Annotated in this window: 15 protein-coding genes; 9 read left to right on the top strand and 6 right to left on the bottom strand. The window is 68.8% G+C overall.

Features of this window, described 5'->3' with window-relative positions; translation table 11 throughout:
- Positions 1-7 precede the first annotated feature (7 nt).
- From SMIR_RS09780 to SMIR_RS09810, 7 genes are all read left to right on the top strand, one after another.
- A complete protein-coding gene (locus SMIR_RS09780; RefSeq protein WP_010984127.1) occupies positions 8-421 on the top strand; it encodes a roadblock/LC7 domain-containing protein in 414 nt (137 codons plus the stop codon).
- Between the two features lie 111 nt (positions 422-532).
- Complete coding sequence (locus SMIR_RS09785; protein ID WP_054235411.1) at positions 533-931, top strand: DUF742 domain-containing protein; 399 nt, start codon at positions 533-535, stop codon at positions 929-931.
- On the top strand, positions 912-1,487 hold the full coding sequence (locus tag SMIR_RS09790) for a GTP-binding protein (protein ID WP_054235412.1): 576 nt from the start codon (positions 912-914) through the stop codon (positions 1,485-1,487). The genes SMIR_RS09785 and SMIR_RS09790 overlap by 20 nt, the downstream gene beginning before the upstream one ends.
- A gap of 350 nt (positions 1,488-1,837) precedes the next feature.
- Positions 1,838-5,041, top strand: a complete 3,204-nt coding sequence (locus SMIR_RS09795; protein WP_212726883.1) for a sensor histidine kinase — start codon at positions 1,838-1,840, stop codon at positions 5,039-5,041.
- Positions 5,042-5,051: 10 nt separating this feature from the next.
- The gene (locus SMIR_RS09800; RefSeq protein WP_030948713.1) at positions 5,052-5,465 is read left to right on the top strand and encodes a roadblock/LC7 domain-containing protein; all 414 of its coding nucleotides are present in this window, start codon (positions 5,052-5,054) and stop codon (positions 5,463-5,465) included.
- A gap of 94 nt (positions 5,466-5,559) precedes the next feature.
- The gene (locus tag SMIR_RS09805) at positions 5,560-6,150 is read left to right on the top strand and encodes a DUF742 domain-containing protein (protein WP_095852426.1); all 591 of its coding nucleotides are present in this window, start codon (positions 5,560-5,562) and stop codon (positions 6,148-6,150) included.
- On the top strand, positions 6,131-6,712 hold the full coding sequence (locus tag SMIR_RS09810) for a GTP-binding protein (protein WP_026248371.1): 582 nt from the start codon (positions 6,131-6,133) through the stop codon (positions 6,710-6,712). Before SMIR_RS09805 ends, SMIR_RS09810 begins: the two co-directional genes overlap by 20 nt.
- 143 nt (positions 6,713-6,855) lie before the next feature.
- On the opposite strand, the gene SMIR_RS09815 is transcribed toward SMIR_RS09810, so the two are convergent.
- Together SMIR_RS09815 and SMIR_RS09820 are read right to left on the bottom strand one after the other, a co-directional pair.
- Positions 6,856-7,050 carry an acyl-CoA carboxylase subunit epsilon gene (locus tag SMIR_RS09815; protein WP_168495879.1) on the bottom strand — a complete coding sequence of 65 codons (195 nt, stop codon included), beginning with the start codon at positions 7,048-7,050 and terminating at the stop codon, positions 6,856-6,858.
- 57 nt (positions 7,051-7,107) lie between these two features.
- A complete protein-coding gene (locus tag SMIR_RS09820; protein WP_168495877.1) occupies positions 7,108-8,697 on the bottom strand; it encodes an acyl-CoA carboxylase subunit beta in 1,590 nt (529 codons plus the stop codon).
- A gap of 609 nt (positions 8,698-9,306) precedes the next feature.
- Here SMIR_RS09820 and SMIR_RS09825 point away from each other — a divergent pair.
- The gene (locus tag SMIR_RS09825) at positions 9,307-9,921 is read left to right on the top strand and encodes a YceI family protein (protein ID WP_168495875.1); all 615 of its coding nucleotides are present in this window, start codon (positions 9,307-9,309) and stop codon (positions 9,919-9,921) included.
- 111 nt (positions 9,922-10,032) lie between these two features.
- On the opposite strand, the gene SMIR_RS09830 is transcribed toward SMIR_RS09825, so the two are convergent.
- The 4 genes from SMIR_RS09830 to SMIR_RS09845 all read right to left on the bottom strand — a co-directional run bounded on the left by SMIR_RS09830 (position 10,033) and on the right by SMIR_RS09845 (position 13,983).
- On the bottom strand, positions 10,033-10,737 hold the full coding sequence (locus SMIR_RS09830) for a response regulator (protein ID WP_168495873.1): 705 nt from the start codon (positions 10,735-10,737) through the stop codon (positions 10,033-10,035).
- Positions 10,734-12,098, bottom strand: coding sequence for a sensor histidine kinase (locus SMIR_RS09835; RefSeq protein WP_168495871.1), 1,365 nt, complete (start codon positions 12,096-12,098; stop codon positions 10,734-10,736). Before SMIR_RS09835 ends, SMIR_RS09830 begins: the two co-directional genes overlap by 4 nt.
- A 104-nt stretch (positions 12,099-12,202) precedes the next feature.
- Positions 12,203-13,051, bottom strand: a complete 849-nt coding sequence (locus SMIR_RS09840) for an ABC transporter permease (RefSeq protein ID WP_168495869.1) — start codon at positions 13,049-13,051, stop codon at positions 12,203-12,205.
- Positions 13,048-13,983: an ABC transporter ATP-binding protein gene (locus SMIR_RS09845; protein WP_168495867.1), complete on the bottom strand. Its 936-nt coding sequence runs from the start codon at positions 13,981-13,983 to the stop codon at positions 13,048-13,050. Before SMIR_RS09845 ends, SMIR_RS09840 begins: the two co-directional genes overlap by 4 nt.
- Before the next feature lie 214 nt (positions 13,984-14,197).
- Here SMIR_RS09845 and SMIR_RS09850 point away from each other — a divergent pair, with 214 nt between their 5' ends.
- Complete coding sequence (locus SMIR_RS09850) at positions 14,198-14,857, top strand: class I SAM-dependent methyltransferase (protein ID WP_168495865.1); 660 nt, start codon at positions 14,198-14,200, stop codon at positions 14,855-14,857.
- Positions 14,858-14,881 lie beyond the last annotated feature (24 nt).

Consider the following 14,881-nt stretch of genomic DNA (forward strand, 5'->3'; position numbering starts at 1 on the left):
GAGCCCGATGAGCCAGGCGGCACAGAACCTGAACTGGTTGATCACCAACTTTGTGGACAACACCCCCGGGGTGTCCCACACCGTCGTCGTGTCCGCCGACGGGCTCCTTCTGGCCATGTCCGAAGGATTCCCACGCGACCGCGCCGACCAGCTTGCGGCCGTCGCCTCCGGTCTGACCTCGCTGACCGCCGGGGCCTCCCGGATCTTCGAGGGCGGCACGGTGGCTCAGACGGTCGTGGAAATGGAGCGCGGCTTCCTCTTCCTCATGTCCGTCTCGGACGGCTCGTCCCTGGCGGTCCTCTCCCACCCGGAATGCGACATCGGGCTCGTCGGCTATGAGATGGCGCTGCTCGTCGATCGGGCGGGTGCCGTACTCACGCCGGACCTGCGCGCTGAACTCCAGGGAAGTCTGCTCCACTAAAGGGCCCTGGTTCTAGAGACTGCACGAAATCACCGTCCGGCCGCCACAATCCCCCCACCGGCCCCAACAGACGGCACGAATGACCGACTTGCTGTCCCGCCCGGAGGATTCATGACCCCGCCCACCGCCTCTCATGATCCGTACGCACAGCCGTACGGGGACGAGGGCGACCAGCCGCTGGTACGTCCGTACGCGATGACCGGCGGCCGGACCCGGCCGCGGTACCAACTCGCCATCGAGGCGCTGATCAGCACTACGGCCGACCCCGCGCAGCTGATGGGGCTGCTCCCCGAGCACCAGCGGATCTGCCACCTGTGCCGTGAGGTCAAGTCGGTGGCCGAGGTATCGGCCCTCCTGTCCATGCCGCTCGGTGTGGCCAGGATCCTCGTCGCGGACCTCGCGGAGGCCGGACTCGTCGCCATTCACCAGCCTGGCGGCGATGAGAACAACGGCGGCGCGCCGGACGTGACTTTGCTCGAAAGGGTGCTCAGTGGACTTCGCAAGCTCTGACGGAGGTCGTACGACCACCTCCGCGAAGATCGTGGTGGCGGGCGGCTTCGGCGTGGGCAAGACCACGTTCGTCGGCGCCGTCTCGGAGATCAACCCGCTGCGCACCGAGGCCGTCATGACGTCCGCGTCCGCCGGCATCGACGACCTCACGCACACCGGAGACAAGACGACGACCACCGTCGCCATGGACTTCGGCCGCATCACCCTGGACCAGGACCTGATCCTGTACCTCTTCGGCACCCCCGGTCAGGACCGCTTCTGGTTCATGTGGGACGACCTGGTCCGCGGCGCCATCGGCGCCGTCGTCCTGGTCGACACCCGCCGTCTGGCCGACTGCTTCCCCGCGGTCGACTACTTCGAGAACAGCGGCCTGCCGTTCGTCATCGCCCTCAACGGCTTCGACGGACACCAGCCCTACAACCCCGAAGAGGTGCGCGAGGCGCTCCAGATCGGACCGGACGCCCCGATCATCACGACGGACGCCCGGCACCGTGCGGATGCGAAGAGCGCGCTGATCACGCTGGTCGAGCACGCGCTCATGGCACGTCTGCGGTAGCACTCAAGTCGACAGCTTCATAAGACAGTTGTCGTAGGGACATTGGAGCCGGCTGTGTCGTTTGACACGGTCGGCCACAGTGTTCATAACGTTTCGACATGGAATTCGGTGGACACCGACACGCATCGCGTTCATTCGGTGTCGCTGCGCTCACAAAAGCCCCGTCTTTTGACGGGGCTCGCTCTTTATGACCGTTTTATCTAGGGGATACGTCACCCGGAACCAGCCGTTCCGAGTGTTTGGAAGGGCGCTGCCTGACGTGCTGGAATGCGCTGAACTGCCCAGTAGTCAAGGGCGCTGGAGACACCGCGGCACAACGTAGGTGCCGACGCCGAGAGGTTGTTGGTCGAGTGAGGCGAAGCAAGAACGGTCCCGAGCCGTCGGCACGGGGCAACTTCACCCCGCCGCCGCGCGGCGCGGCGCCCGCACAGGTGCCCGTCCCGGAGCCCACGCCGGCGCCCGCGCCGAGCGGCGGTCGTCTGTCCCCCCGTAACTGGCGCGTACCCACCAGGCTGAACGCGATCCTGCTCATACCCGTGATCGTCGGCCTCATCATGGGCGGCTTCCAGGTGAAGAACTCGATCGACACCTGGCAGGAGGCGCGCGACGCCGAGAAGGTCGCCAAGATCGTGGCGGCCTCCAGCGACTACGCCGAGGCTCTGCTCAACGAGCGCGACGTGTCCGCCGAGCCACTGCTCAAGGGTGACCGGAACAACGCCACGGTCAAGACGGTCCGCGCGACCACCGACCAGATGGCCGACGCCTTCCACAAGGAAGTCGTCGGCATGCCGGCCAAGCAGGGCCTTGAGCGTCGGCTGGGCCTGGTGATCAAGGCCGAGCCCCAGCTGGACCAGATCCGCAAGGCCGCCTTCACCAAGTCCATGGACCCGGTGAAGACCGAAGAGGGCTACGTCACCGTCGAGCACCTGCTGATGGAGTTCTCGAACGAACTCGGCCTCGGCACGGGCAACATCACGAGCTACGGCCGTTCGGTGTACGCCATCGCGCTCGCCAAGGGCGCCGAGTCGCTGCAGCGCTCGATCGGCACCCACCTGCTGGTCAAGCCCAGCACCGACACGAAGAACCACGCGCAGCAGGTCACCTCCTTCACCTCGTACGCGTACCTGGAGAACATCGCTCTTCAGGAGTACGTCTCCGGTGGTACCGAGGCGGACTACGCCCGGCTCACCACGGTCATGGAGCAGAAGACCGCCGAGGGCAAGAGCCAGCTGGCCGCGGCCAAGAGCAAGACCGAGGCCGCGGGCGGGACCTTCGTGACGCCGCCCGCCATGGACAAGATGATCCAGGCGATCGCCAGCGGCGCCACGCCCACCCAGCTCGCCGCTCAGGGCATCACTCCCGAGACCTGGATGGCTGCCGCCACCCTCAAGTTCCAGGGCTACAGCCAGGTCGAGAAGGAACTCATCGACCGGGCCGTCAACGACGCCGGAAGCATCGCCTCCGACGCCCAGCGCCGGGCCTACATCAACGGCGCGATCGTTGTGATCGCCCTGCTCGCCGCCTTCATCCTGGCCGGCCTCATGGCCCGCCAGATGAGCCGCGCGATGCGCCAGCTGCGCAACGCGGCCTTCGGGGTCGCCGAGCAGCGTCTGCCGATGCTGGTCGACCAGCTCTCGCGCACCGACCCGGGCCGCGTCGACACCCGCGTCCAACCGATCCCGATCACCACCACGGACGAGATCGGCGAAGTCGCCCGCGCCTTCGACCAGGTCCACCGCGAGGCCGTCCGGCTCGCCGCCGAGCAGGCCCTCCTGCGAGGCAACATCAACGCGATCTTCACCAACCTGTCGCGCCGCAACCAGTCCCTGATCGAGGGCCAGCTGACCCTGATCACCGACCTGGAGAACAACGAGGCCGACCCGGACCAGCTGGAGAACCTCTTCCGCCTGGACCACCTCGCGACCCGTATGCGCCGCAACGGCGAGAACCTCCTCGTCCTCGCGGGCGAGGAGCCCGGCCGCCGCTGGGACCAGCCTGTGCCCCTCGTGGACGTGCTGCGCGCCGCCTCCTCCGAGGTGGAGCAGTACGAGCGCATCGAGCTCTCCGGCGTCCCGGAGGCCGAGATCCACGGCCGCGCCGTGACCGACCTCGTGCACCTGCTCGCCGAGCTCCTGGAGAACGCCACCACGTTCTCCTCCCCGCAGACCAAGGTCCGCGTCACCGCGACCCGGCTGCCCGACGGCCGCATCATGGTCGAGATCCACGACAAGGGCATCGGCCTCACCGCCGAGGACTTCGCGGACATCAACCACAAGCTGGCCAACCCGCCGACCGTGGACGCCGCGATCTCGCAGCGCATGGGCCTGTTCGTGGTCGGCCGACTGTCCGACCGGCACGGCATCCGCGTCCAGCTGCGCCCCTCCGGCGAGCAGGCCGGTACGACCTCGCTCGTCATGCTCCCCGACGCGATCACCCACGGTGGTGGCGGCGGCGAACAGCAGCTCCAGCGCGACGAGTTCACCGTCTCGCAGATCATCCCGGAGCCGCAGAGTTTCCAGCCGGAGCAGGCCTTCCAGTCCCAGGCCCAGCCGATGCGCACCGCCGCCGAACTCGGATTCGACGACAGCCGCTACACGGAGGTCCCCGACGACATCCGGGAGCTGGACCCCGTCGGGCGCTCGCTGATGCGTGAGGAGCGCCGTGCGGCCCTGGAGGCCCAGGCACAGGGCCAGCCGGAGGCCATCGAGCCGCCGAGGTACCAGGAGGACTTCGAGGCCCCCCAGCCCGCGTACGACAACGGGCAGCCCGGGTACGACAACGGCCAGGGTGCCTACGAGGAGCAGCAGGCCTCGTACGACCAGCAGACGGCGTACGAGGAGCCGCAGCAGGGGACGTACGACGAGACGTACTTCCCGTCGAACGGCGGCTACCCGGAACCCGCGTATGCGGAGCCGGTCCAGGAGGAGCACACGGGAGCCCGGAGTTCCGCTTCGGACACCTTCCCGACCTTCGACGAGCCGTCCTACCAGGACGACTGGCCGCAGCAGGACTCGTACCGGAACGGCTACCCGTCCGAGTACGCTCCCGAAGCGGAATCTTCGCAGGCCGCTGACGTGAGTGAGCAGGACCGCGTAGGCTTCAGCCGTCCGGGACCGACCTCCTCCGCCCCCCACGAGCTGACCGACGCAGGACTGCCGCGCCGCGGATCCACCGCGAGCGGCACCAACGGCCAGCGGCCCGTGGACCATGGCACCCAGGGGGTTCAGGCACCGCCCGCGGCCACCGCGAGCAATGGCGACGGCGACTGGCGTACGTCCAACGACAACCGCTGGCAGCGCGCCGAGCAGCTCAAGAAGCCCAAGGCGGGCGGGGTCACCTCGTCCGGTCTCCCCCGGCGGGTGCCCAAGGCCAATCTGGTCGAGGGAACCGCGGAAACGACCCCACAGGGCGGCCCCCAGGTCTCCCGCGCTCCCGAGGACATCCGGGGCAGGCTGAGCAACCTGCGCCGCGGCGTCCAGCAGGGACGCAATGCAGGTAGTGACACGAACGGCCAGGGCTTCGGTCCTGACAGCACCTACAACCAGGAGCGTTAGTGTGAGCCCGATGAGCCAGGCGGCGCAGAACCTCAACTGGTTGATCACCAACTTCGTGGACAACACCCCCGGGGTGTCCCACACGGTGGTGGTCTCCGCCGACGGACTCCTTCTGGCGATGTCCGAAGGCTTTCCCCGTGACCGCGCCGACCAGCTCGCGGCCGTCGCGTCCGGGCTGACCTCGTTGACCGCGGGCGCGTCCCGCATCTTCGAGGGCGGCAGCGTGAACCAGACAGTTGTGGAGATGGAGCGAGGATTCCTCTTCCTCATGTCCATTTCCGATGGTTCCTCGCTCGCGGTCCTTGCACATCCCGAAGCGGACATCGGTCTCATCGGGTACGAGATGGCCCTTCTGGTGGACCGTGCGGGTACGGTTCTGACCCCGGATCTTCGAGCGGAGCTCCAAGGGAGCCTTCTCAACTAACAGACAGACCGTGCGTATTGGCGTCCCGGGGCCGTAAGGTTTCGGGACGCGGTCCCACAGTGATGGGTGCCCGGCACAGTCGGAGGAGGAGAAAGTGGCAACACCCCCAGGCGGTTCGTCTTCGGGCAACTGGTCGTACGGCCCCGGCCAGGGGCAGGGCCAGGGCGACGGTTCTCAGAACCCGAACCGATTCAACTTCCCCTCCGCACCGAGCCACCGGCGCCAGCAGCCGTACGCACCGCAGGGCCCCGGCCCCTCGCCGTACGACCAGCCGCCGGCGCCGCGCATCCAGCCTGTGCAACCGCAGCGACGCACTCCCGAGGCGGCGCCCGCGGGATCGTCGAACAACCCTCTGGTGCGCCCGTACGCGATGACGGGCGGCCGCACCAGGCCCCGCTACCAGCTCGCCATCGAGGCACTGGTGCACACCACCGCACAACCGCACCAGATGCAGGGCCAGTTGCCCGAACATCAGCGGATCTGCAACCTCTGCCGGGAGATCAAGTCGGTGGCCGAAATCTCGGCGCTGCTGACGATCCCTCTCGGCGTGGCCAGGATTCTCGTCGCCGACTTGGCGGAGGCGGGCCTGGTCGCCATCCATCAGCCCGGCGGCGACGAGAACGCCGGCGGCCAGCCAGACGTGACTTTGCTCGAAAGGGTGCTCAGTGGACTTCGCAAGCTCTAGCGGAGGGCCTTCCCGCTCCACCACGTCCGCGAAGATCGTGGTGGCGGGCGGCTTCGGCGTGGGCAAGACCACGTTCGTCGGGGCCGTCTCGGAGATCAACCCGCTGCGTACCGAGGCCGTCATGACGTCCGCGTCCGCGGGCATCGACGACCTCACGCACACCGGAGACAAGACGACGACCACCGTCGCCATGGACTTCGGCCGCATCACCCTGGACCAGGACCTGATCCTGTACCTGTTCGGCACCCCCGGTCAGGACCGCTTCTGGTTCATGTGGGACGACCTGGTCCGCGGCGCCATCGGCGCGATCGTCCTGGTCGACACCCGCCGTCTCGCCGACTGCTTCCCCGCGGTCGACTACTTCGAGAACAGCGGCCTGCCGTTCGTCATCGCCCTCAACGGCTTCGACGGCAATCAGCCTTACAACCCGGACGAGGTGCGTGAAGCCCTTCAGATCGGCCCCGACACGCCGATCATCACGACGGACGCCCGGCACCGCGCCGACGCGAAGTCGGCGCTGATCACGCTGGTCGAGCACGCTCTGATGGCACGTCTGCGGTAGCGCCTGCGCGCGGCGGAGCAAAAGAAGGGGCGCCCCCTCCACCGAATGGAGGGGGCGCCCCTTCTTTTGCTCCGGGACGAAGACAAAGGGAAGGGCCCGCTCTTCACAGAGCGGGCCCTTCCCCGTTGCTGAGGCGCCGCGGGCTAGCCGTGCCAGCTGTGCGGGGCGCGGAAGCCGGGCTCGCGCTCCAGACGGCGCCAGCCGGCTTTCGCACGGCCACGGTGGGTCGGGGTGATGTCCGGCTGGGCGGCGGCGCGGGCCAGGAGGATGGCCGTGATGGCGGCGACTTCCTCGGGCTCGGCGTGGCCCTTCTCGACGCGGATGTCAGGGGTGTCCATAGGTTTCAGTCTCCGTGAGAGAGGTTTCCGCGGCGGTACCGCGGAGGATCCGCAGGGTTACTGCGGGGGGTTGCCGTGCTTGCGGGAGGGCAGGTCCGCGTGCTTGGACTGCAGCATGGCCAGGGAGCGGATCAGCACCTCGCGGGTCTCCGCCGGGTCGATGACGTCGTCGACCAGGCCCCGCTCTGCCGCGTAGTAGGGGTGCATGAGTTCGGCCTTGTACTCCTTGACCATGCGTACGCGCATGGCCTCGGGGTCGGCGGCCTCGGCGATCTGCCGGCGGAAGATGACGTTGGCCGCACCTTCCGCACCCATCACGGCGATCTCGTTGGTGGGCCAGGCGTAGGTGAGGTCGGCCCCGATGGACTGGCTGTCCATGACGATGTAGGCACCTCCGTACGCCTTGCGCAGGATGAGCGAGATCCGCGGCACCGTCGCGTTGCAGTACGCGTACAGCAGCTTGGCGCCGTGCCTGATGATCCCGCCGTGCTCCTGGTCAACCCCGGGCAGGAATCCGGGAACGTCCAGGAGGGTGACGATCGGAATATTAAAAGCGTCACACATCTGGACAAAGCGCGCAGCTTTTTCGGAGGCCTCGATGTCCAGCACGCCCGCGAGGGACTGCGGCTGGTTGGCGACGATGCCCACCACCTGGCCGTCCAGACGGGCCAGCGCGCAGATGATGTTGCGGGCCCAGCGCTCGTGGACCTCCAGGTAGTCGCCGTCGTCGACGAGTTCCTCGATGACCTTCGTCATGTCGTAGGGCCGGTTGCCGTCCGCCGGGACCAGGTCCAGGAGGACGTCCGAACGGCGGTCCGCGGGGTCCTGCGAAGCCACGTGCGGCGGGTTCTCGCGGTTGTTCTGCGGGAGCATCGACAGGAGGTAGCGGACCTCCGCGATGCAGGTCTCCTCGTCGTCGTACGCGAAGTGACAGACGCCGGAGGTCTCCGCGTGGACGTCGGCGCCGCCGAGCCCGTTCTGGGTGATCTCCTCGCCGGTGACCGCCTTGACGACGTCGGGGCCGGTGATGAACATCTGCGAGGTCTCGCGGACCATGAAGACGAAGTCCGTCAGGGCGGGGCTGTAGGCGGCGCCGCCCGCGCACGGGCCGAGCATCACGCTGATCTGCGGGATGACGCCGGAGGCCTTGGTGTTGCGCTGGAAGATGCCGCCGTACCCGGCGAGCGCGCTCACGCCCTCCTGGATGCGGGCGCCCGCGCCGTCGTTGAGGGAGACCAGCGGCGCGCCGGCCGCGATGGCCATGTCCATGATCTTGTGGATCTTCGTGGCGTGGGCCTCGCCCAGCGCGCCGCCGAAGATGCGGAAGTCGTGCGCGTAGACGAAGACCGTGCGGCCCTCCACCGTGCCCCAGCCGGTGATGACACCGTCGGTGTACGGCTTCTTGGCCTCCAGGCCGAACCCGGTCGCCCGGTGCCGGCGCAGCTGCTCGACCTCCTGGAAGGACCCGGGGTCGAGAAGCAGCTCGATGCGCTCCCGGGCGGTCAGCTTGCCCTTGGCGTGCTGCGCCTCGGTCGCCTTCTCGCTGGGTCCTCGCAGCGCCGCCGCACGAATCGCGTGCAGTTCGGCCACGCGCCCGCGTGCGTCCGTGGGTTCGCCTGAGGGTGCGGCCTCATCCAAAACGGTCATGTAGCGACCATACGAAGTCGAACAAGAAAAGCGGGCCGTCGACTCCGTACAGTCTCCGGCCTGTTTTCCTGGTACCCCTGAACAGAACCGCGACGGCATGCAGGCGATCTGACTGCTCAGAGGGCATCTGGCTTGTAGAGGTCACACAAAGCCGCGGGCTGAGAGCCCGCTCACATTCGTGAGGGTCCCATGCCATCCCTAGAGTGACACGGAGCCTTGGACGAGACCCGTTCGGCGTACACCGGGCCATCGGCCCGACCCGCGTCCAGGTGTATCAGCCCGCGGTCCGAAACGTGGACCGGCCGGTACCGGGCGGCCTTGGAGGCGAGGATACGCAGGCCGTCACGACCTCTTCGGCTTCCACAAGACGCCGCGCGGCCAGCACCCACGCGTGATCACGGCCGTCACCGCGCGAGAGCGGGGGGTGACCATCAGGAAGCGTGTCGGCGAACCGCGACGTAACGTCGTAAACACATGGCGGATGATGTTGAAACTTGAACGGAATAGGTCTACTGTCTCCCTTGTTGGCCTCGTTGAATCTTCAACAAACTCTCTGCCGCGGCTCTCGACTCCCGACGAAACCGCGACCCGTCCCCCTAGGAGCACGTCATGGGCATCTTCGGCCGCAAGACCACCGAGACCCCCGCCGCCGCGACCACGACCCCCGCCGCTGTGAGCCCCGAACTCGCGGCGCTCACCGGCGACTACACGATCGACCCGTCCCACTCGGAGATCGGTTTCGTCGCCCGTCACGCGATGGTGACGAACGTCAAGGGCTACTTCAAGGACTTCGACGGCACCCTGCACCTGGACGGCACGGACCCGTCCAAGTCCACCGCCACGATCGACGTCAAGATGGAGAGCATCGAGACGGGCTCCGCGGACCGTGACGGCCACCTGAAGAGCTCCGACTTCTTCAAGATCGACGAGTTCCCGACGATGACCTTCCGCTCCACCAAGGCGGAGGCCCTGGGCGGCGACGACTACCGGATCACCGGCGACCTGTCGATCCTCGGCGTTACCAAGCCGCTCTCCATCGACCTGGAGTTCAACGGCTCCGCGAAGGACCCCTTCGGCAACGAGCGCGTCGGCTTCGAGGGCAAGGCGGAGATCCTGCGCTCCGAGTGGGGCCTCACCTGGAACGCGGCCCTGGAGACCGGTGGCGTCCTCGTCTCCGACAAGATCAAGCTCACCTTCGACATCTCGGCGATCAAGAAGGCCTGATCCGTCGACTCCCGCCGGTGCCCTGAGCGTGCCCGCCCTCTGACTCCCCCAGCGGGAGGGCGGGCGCTCGGCATGCCCGCGTACGTCGCTCCGCCGCCGAGTCAAGCCGAGTTAATCGGGTGGGTTCGGGTGGGCCAGGCCGAGGTCGTAGGCGAGGATGACCGCCTGGACGCGGTCGCGGGCTCCCACTTTCGCCAGGACCCGGCCGACATGGGTCTTCACGGTGGATTCCGCGACGACCAGACGCTCGGCGATCTCGCTGTTGCTCCAGCCCTGGCCGATGGCGACGAAGATCTCGTACTCCCGCTCGGTGAGAGCGCGCACCCGGGGGTCGTCCGCCGTCCTTGGACCCGACCCACCCGGCTGATCCGCCTGGCCCGGCGAATCCCGGGGCAGGTGCTTGGCGTAGGTATCGAGGAGGCGGCGGGTCAGTGCGGGGGCGATCACCGCGTCGCCCGCCGCGACCGCGCGGATGCCCGCCAGCAGTTCCTCGGGGTGGGCGTCCTTGAGGAGGAATCCGCTGGCTCCCGCGCGCAGCGCCGCGTGGGCGTATTCGTCCAGGTCGAACGTGGTCAGGATGAGGACGCGGGAGCGGTCACCGGAGGCGACCACCCGACGGGTGGCCTCGATGCCGTCCATGCCGGGCATCCGTACGTCCATGAGGATCACGTCCGGGCGCAGTTCGGCGGCCCTGCGCACGGCGTCGGCGCCGTGGGCCGCCTCGCCGACGACCTCGGTGTCGGGGGTGCTCTCCAGGAGCATCCGGAAGCCGAGACGTTGCAGTGGCTGATCGTCCACGATGAGCACGGTGGTCACACCGCACCGCCCGTGGCGGCCGGCGGGGTGGCATCGGTCTCGGTCTCGGCCAGGGGAGTGAGGTCGAGGTTGGCCCGCACCGTCCATCCTCCGCCCGGGGCGGGTCCTGCGGTGACGGTCCCGCTGTAGAGGGCTGCGCGTTCTCTCATGCCGGCGAGTCCGTGTCCTTCCTCCTGAGGCGGCCCCGGACGGACGGTACCGTCGCCCCGGCCGGTGTCGTGGACGTCGATGTGCAGCCGCGTGTCCTTGACGCCGACCGCGAGTTCGACGCGGGTGTCGTGGCCCGCGTGCTTGAGGGCGTTGGTGAGTGCTTCCTGCACTATGCGGTACACCGTCAGCTGGACCCCGCGGTCCAGGGTGTCCAGCTCGCCGCCCGTGCGGTAGACGACCTGGGGACCGGCGGCGCGGATCCGGGCGCACAGGGCGTCGATGTCCCCGATGCCCGGCTGGGGACTGAGCTGGGGCGCGGCGGGGGTCTGGGTCTGCTCGCGCAGCACGCCGAGCATGCGGCGCAGTTCGCCCAGTGCCTGACGCCCGGTGTCACCGATGAGCAGCAGGGCCTGCTTGCCGCGTTCCGGTGCGATGTCGGTCGCGTACGCGCCACCGTCGGCGAGCGTGATGATGACGGAGAGGTTGTGCCCGACGATGTCGTGCATCTCGCGGGCCACCCGGGTGCGTTCGGCGGCGGCGGCGAGCTTGCTGCGCTGGTCGCGTTCGATCTCCAGGCGGGTCGCGCGGTCGCGCAGGACGGCGAGCTGGGCGCGCCGGATGCGTACGGCCAGACCCAGCGCGACCGCCGCGGTGATCGTGCTGAACAGGAAGAACAGCGCGTCCAGGACGGACACCGCGGACGGCAGCCGCAGGGCGACAAGGCCGAGGGCGGCCGCGGTGACCGCGCAGGCCACGGGCAGCCGCCGGAGCTGTCCGTGCAGCACCAGGCTGTAGAGGGCGATCAGCAGGGCGACATCGGCGCGCAGCCAGACTCCCAGCGCCACCTGGAGGAAGAGCACCGCGGCGATCACTACGAAGGCGAGTGACGGCCTTCGGCGCCGCCACAGCAGCGGCAGGACCAGTCCGGCCTGCAGCGCGACGGTCACCGGCCAGGGCAGGTGGGTGACCTGGGTGTCGAAGGCGTGCCGTCGGCCGTCGCCGTCGTGCACCAGGTCCGGCACGCAGAACATCAGCGCCACAACCACGATCACGCTCGTGTCCAGGACCCATGGATGGTTCCGGTCGCCCTGCTTGAGCCGTCGGCCGAGCTGGGACAGCCCACGGGCCAGGGGGTGGTTCCACGGGAGCTCCGCCTCCGCGAGGGGCAGGTCGGAGGGTGCCCCTGGGTGGGCGGTGTCGTCGATGCTCATGGGGGTCACTGGTCCGCGTTCATGGGTATCACCTGTCCATTGTGTGTCCGGCCGCCTTCCCGTCCGCGTGTATCTCCGGGTGTCTCTCCAACAGGCGTCAGGCGTCAGGCGTCAGTGCGCAGGAGGCGGTAGGCGGCGCCCGCCAGGGCGAGCACGGTCCAGCCGAGGAAGACCAGGAGCCCGGCCGTGGGCGCGAGGGTCGTCGAGTCGTGGGTGAGCGCGAACATCGACTGACCCGCGTTGCTGGGCAGGTACGGGCTGATGTTGTCCTGCCACGAGGTGGGCAGCAGCGAGATCAGGCCGGGGATCAGCATCAGCGAGGCGACCAGGACCGATATGCCGCCGGCGACCGAGCGCAGCAGGGCACCCAGGGCGGTGCCGATCACGCCGACCAGGCCGAGGTAGAGGCCCGCGCCCAGCAGGCTGCGCACGACACCGGAGTGGGAGATCGTGAGGGCCGCGGGGGTACCGGAGACTATCCCGCTGGTGATCATGAACGCGACGAAGACGCCGATGGTGGAGACGACCAGGGCGACCAGTCCGAACACCGACGCCTTGGACCACAGCACCGGCAGGCGGCGCGGGACGGCGGCCAGGGTGGAGCGGATCATGCCGGTGGAGTACTCGCCGGCGGTGACCAGCACGCCCAGGACGCCGAGCGCCAGCTGGGCGAAGTTCGTGCCGAACACGGAAAGGCTGAGCGCGGTGGCCGTGGCGTCGTCCGGGCGCAGCCGCTCACCGGAGTTGATCTGGGACTTGTAGTGCGCGGCGGCGATCACGCCGAACGCGACCAGGAACAGCAGGCCCAGACCGAGGGTGATCCACGTGGAGCGCAGCGACCACAGCTTGGCCCACTCCGAGCGCAGTACGCGTCGGCCGGTGACCTTGTACTCCGGACGTGCCGTCCGCGCCGGTGCGGGCGCGGAGCTGTCGGTGACGGTGATGGTGCTCATGCCGCCCTCCCGGGGGCCTCGACGGTGGCGGTGGCGTGGTACTCGACGGCGTCACGGGTCAGGTCCATGAACGCCTGTTCCAGCGAGACGGTCCGGGAGCTGAGCTCGAAGAGGGGGATGCCGTGTTCGGCGGCCTTGAGACCGATGGCCCGCGCGGACAGGCCCGTCACGTGCAGCTCCTCGGAGCCGACCTCGCCGGTGATCTCGACGCCGGGGCCGGCCAGGACCTCGCGCAGGCGGGCCGACTGGTCGGATGCCACGGTCACGGTGTCACCGCCCGCCTGCTGGACCAGCTCCTGCACGGTGGTGTCGGCGAGCAGGCGACCACGGCCGACGACGATCAGGTGGTCGGCGACCAGTGCCATCTCGCTCATCAGGTGCGAGGAGACGAAGACCGTACGGCCGTCCGCCGCGAGTCCGGTCAGGAGGTTGCGGATCCACAGCACGCCCTCGGGGTCCAGTCCGTTGACCGGCTCGTCGAGCATGATGGTGGCCGGGTCGCCGAGGAGCGCAGCGGCGATGCCCAGCCGCTGGCCCATGCCGAGGGAGAAGGCGCCCGCGCGCTTCTTGGCCACGGACTGCAGACCGGTCAGCTCGATGACCTCTTCCACCCGGCGGCGCGGAATGCCGTGGGTGTAGGCCTGCGCCATCAGGTGGTCGAACGCGGAGCGGCCCGGGTGGATCGACTTTGCCTCCAGCAGCGCGCCGACCTCCTGAAGCGGCGCGGTGTGCTCGGCGTAGTGCTTGCCGTTGACCGTCACGCTGCCGCCGGACGGCGCGTCCAGTCCGACGATCATGCGCATGGTGGTGGACTTGCCCGCGCCGTTCGGGCCCAGGAAGCCGGTGACCGTGCCGGGCTTGACGACGAAGTCGAGCCGGTCGACCGCCGTCTTCTCCCCGTACCGCTTCGTCAGCTGATGTGCCTCGATCATCGTTCTTCCCTCACGCTCGGGGGGTCTGACCCCGCCAGACTGCTCACTCGCCACGCTAGGGGCCCGCGGGCCGGGATCCGTGGTACCCGGGAGCTCAATGAGGTGCGGCCCGTAGTACCGAGGTACCACGGGGCCACGCGTGGGGGATGACGTCACCTCCCGCATACGCCCTGGTGGTTACGGAGGTAGCGGGCCCTCCCCTACAGTCGCCCGCGTGACTGATCTCGCCTACCTTGCCGCCGTCCGGGAGTCGTACGACAGGGTGGCCGCCGACTACGCCGAACAGGTCAAGACCCCGGCGCAGCTGGATCCGCTGTCCCGCGCGATGCTCGTCGCGTTCGCCGAGACGGTGCGGACGGCCGACGCCGGCGCCCTCGCGGACCTGGGATGCGGGCCCGGCCTGGTGACGGCCTACCTCGCCGAGCTGGGGGTGCCCACGTTCGGCATCGACCTCTCCCCCGCGATGGTCGAACTGGCCCGTCGGGCCAACCCCGGTCTGCGTTTCACCGTCGGGTCGATGACCGAGCTGCCTCTCGAGGACGACGGACTCGGCGGCATCCTCGCCTACTACTCCGTCCACCACACGCCACCGGAGTTGTTGCCGGTCGTGTTCGCCGAGTTCCGTCGCACGCTCGCGCCCGGCGGCCGTCTGATGATCGCCGGCTATGTGGGGGCCGGAGAACGTCTGCGTCCCACGCAGGCGTACGGGGGCCATCCGGTGTCCTTCGAGTCCTACCTGGTGCCGCCGGACCGGGTGGCCGAGCTGTTGAAGCAGGCCGGGCTCGTCGTCACCGCGCGGCTGGTGCAGGAGCCCGGCGAAGGAGCCAAGAGGACGGTCGCCACATTCCTCGCCCGAAAGCCGGAACGGTCATGAGGTCGGATTCCGACAACGCCACGG

Source organism: Streptomyces mirabilis (genome assembly GCF_018310535.1).
Taxonomy (GTDB): Bacteria; Actinomycetota; Actinomycetes; order Streptomycetales; family Streptomycetaceae; genus Streptomyces.

Bases quoted from the DNA above. Each gene is read 5' to 3' on its own strand.
- SMIR_RS09780 (WP_010984127.1), top strand. From the start codon at position 8: ATGAGCCAGGCGGCACAGAACCTGAACTGGTTGATCACCAACTTTGTG.
- SMIR_RS09785 (WP_054235411.1), top strand. From the start codon at position 533: ATGACCCCGCCCACCGCCTCTCATGATCCGTACGCACAGCCGTACGGG.
- SMIR_RS09800 (WP_030948713.1), top strand. From the start codon at position 5,052: ATGAGCCAGGCGGCGCAGAACCTCAACTGGTTGATCACCAACTTCGTG.
- SMIR_RS09815 (WP_168495879.1), bottom strand. From the start codon at position 7,050: ATGGACACCCCTGACATCCGCGTCGAGAAGGGCCACGCCGAGCCCGAG.
- SMIR_RS09820 (WP_168495877.1), bottom strand. From the start codon at position 8,697: ATGACCGTTTTGGATGAGGCCGCACCCTCAGGCGAACCCACGGACGCA.
- SMIR_RS09825 (WP_168495875.1), top strand. From the start codon at position 9,307: ATGGGCATCTTCGGCCGCAAGACCACCGAGACCCCCGCCGCCGCGACC.
- SMIR_RS09835 (WP_168495871.1), bottom strand. From the start codon at position 12,098: ATGAGCATCGACGACACCGCCCACCCAGGGGCACCCTCCGACCTGCCC.
- SMIR_RS09840 (WP_168495869.1), bottom strand. From the start codon at position 13,051: ATGAGCACCATCACCGTCACCGACAGCTCCGCGCCCGCACCGGCGCGG.
- SMIR_RS09845 (WP_168495867.1), bottom strand. From the start codon at position 13,983: ATGATCGAGGCACATCAGCTGACGAAGCGGTACGGGGAGAAGACGGCG.